This window comes from Hydrogenophaga sp. (assembly GCF_051007235.1).
In the GTDB taxonomy this organism is placed as follows: Bacteria; Pseudomonadota; Gammaproteobacteria; order Burkholderiales; family Burkholderiaceae_C; genus Hydrogenophaga.
The window spans coordinates 1-2,321 of record NZ_JBPCSJ010000103.1 but is presented as its reverse complement, the minus strand read 5'-3'; the positions used below and the strand labels follow the sequence as shown (position 1 = coordinate 2,321).

The window sequence follows — 2,321 nt, the reverse complement described above, 5'->3', positions numbered from 1 at the left end:
GCGTGGATGGTGAAGTAGTCGATGCCCTGCTCGGCCTGCTCGATCAGCGTGTCGCGGAAGATCGCCCAGGTGAGGTCTTCGGCCACGCCACCCACCTTCTCCAGCGCCTGGTAGATCGGCACCGTGCCGATGGGCACCGGGCTGTTGCGCACGATCCAGTCGCGCGTGGTGTGGATGTTCTTGCCGGTCGAGAGGTCCATCACCGTGTCGCCGCCCCAGCGGATGGACCACACGAGTTTTTCCACCTCCTCTTCGATGGACGAGGTCACGGCTGAGTTGCCGATGTTGGCGTTGATCTTCACCAGGAAGTTGCGGCCGATGATCATCGGTTCCACCTCGGGGTGGTTGATGTTGGCCGGGATCACCGCGCGGCCGCGCGCCACCTCGTCGCGCACGAACTCGGGCGTGATCACGTCCGGAATCCGCGCGCCCATCGGGTTGCCCTTCAGGCGCGCCTCGCGCTCCGCGCTGCCCAGGTACTCCTTCATCCATTCGCGCTTGCCGTTCTCGCGGATGGCGATGTACTCCATCTCGGGCGTGACGATGCCTTGGCGGGCGTAGTGCATTTGCGTGACGTTCTGGCCGGCCTTGGCCCGCAGCGGCTGGCGCTGCAGGCCGGCGGCCTCGGCGCGCAGGGCCTCGATGCGGGCATCGGTGGTCTCCCCGTGTTTGCCGCCGTCGTCCAGCGCGACGCGGCTGCGGCCGTCGTAGCGTTCGGTGTCGCCGCGCGCGGCGATCCAGCCGGCGCGGGCCACCGCCGCCAGGCCCTGGCGGATGTCGATGTCGGCGGCCGGGTCGGTGTAGGGCCCCGAGGTGTCGTAGACCGTGACCGTTTCGCCGTTGGTCAGCGCGATCTCGCGCATGGGCACCTGCACGCCGGGTGCGGCGCCGGGCACGTAGACCTTCTTCGACTGGGGAAAGGGTTCTCGGGTGAGCGAGAGCAGTTGCTGGAGCTTGTCGGGGGCGTTCATGGGGCGGTCTCCTGGTTGAAAAAGCTGTTGCGGCAACGAACAGCTCCGGAGGACCGCCTGGGGGGACTGTGGACCGTGTGCGGGGGCGCCGACGGCCCGCAACCAACACCCATGTCGGGCGTGGTCGGTTCCATCAGCACACCCGGTGACCCGTCCACGGATCTCTCAAGGCATGCGCTCTTCTTTCGCCGGTACTAGCCGGATCAAGTTCACGGGTTTGGTGTTTCACACCATCTCAGCGCCGGGCCTTGGCAGGCCCGTGCACCCCGGAGCAGGCGCGCAGTGTAGCGCGGTTTCCGGCGCGCGCCACCGGTCGCCCCACGCCCGGCCAGGGCGTTGGGGGGGTGGGCGCCGCGGCCACGCCGCCGCGTATTCAGCGGGCGGTCTGAGTGACGTTCTGGCGGGTGCGCTGCACCCACTTGATGCCTTCGAACCAGAACACGCTCAGCATGCCCAGCGCGCATGCGGCGGCCAGTTCGTGCGCCGGCAAGGGCGCAAAGCGCAGCACCCCGGTCGCCCAGGGCACATAGAGCGCGGCCAGCAGCAGCACCAGCGCCAGGCCCGCCACTGCCCACAGCACGGTGTTGGGCGTGCGCAGCGTGGCCCAGATCGGCCGCGTGGCCGAGCGGTTGGAAAAAATCAGCGCCAGGTTGCCCACCACCAGGGTTGCAAAGGCAAATGCCCGGGCTTCGTCCTCGGGCAGGCGCGGCGCGGCCCAGGCAAAGGCGCCCAGCACCGCCGCCAGCACGCCCAGCCCCTGCAGCAGTGCCAGCCACAGGCTCAGCCCGCCGAACAGCGGCGCGCTGGCGTCGCGCGGCGGCTGTTGCATCGCGTCGGGCTCGGCCGGCTCGTTTTCAAACGCGATCGAACAGGCCGGGTCGATGATCAGTTCGAGCAAGGCGATGTGCATGGGAAACAGCAGCGATGGCCAGCCCAGCAGCACCGGCAGCAGCGCCATGCCCGCGATGGGCACGTGCACCGCGAGGATGTAGGACATGGCCTTGCGCAGGTTGTCGAAGATGCGCCGCCCCAGCCGCACCGCGCGCACGATGGCGGCGAAGTCGTCGTCCACCAGCACCAGCGCGGCCGACTCGCGCGCCACGTCGGTGCCGCGCTGGCCCATGGCCACGCCCACGTGCGCGGCGCGCAAGGCCGGGGCGTCGTTCACGCCGTCACCCGTCATGGCCACGATGTCGCCGCGCGCCTGCAGCGCCTGCACGATGCGCAGCTTCTGCTCCGGCGCGATAGGGGCGCAGACGTTGACCGTCGCCAGGCGCTCGCTCAGCGCCGCGTCGCTGAGCGCGGCCATCTCGTCGCCGGACAGCACCTGGGCATCCGGCCCTGCCAGGC

At 69.8% G+C, this 2,321-nt stretch carries 2 protein-coding genes and 1 riboswitch; both genes read right to left on the bottom strand.

What is annotated here, in order from left to right:
- The coding region (locus ACR2JA_RS03930; RefSeq protein ID WP_434007815.1) for a phosphomethylpyrimidine synthase ThiC at positions 1-971 on the bottom strand (971 nt) is incomplete at its 3' end.
- A gap of 163 nt (positions 972-1,134) precedes the next feature.
- A riboswitch (TPP riboswitch) is annotated at positions 1,135-1,250 on the bottom strand.
- Between the two features lie 94 nt (positions 1,251-1,344).
- Positions 1,345-2,321: HAD-IC family P-type ATPase (locus tag ACR2JA_RS03925; RefSeq protein WP_434007814.1), on the bottom strand; the 977-nt coding region annotated here is incomplete at its 5' end.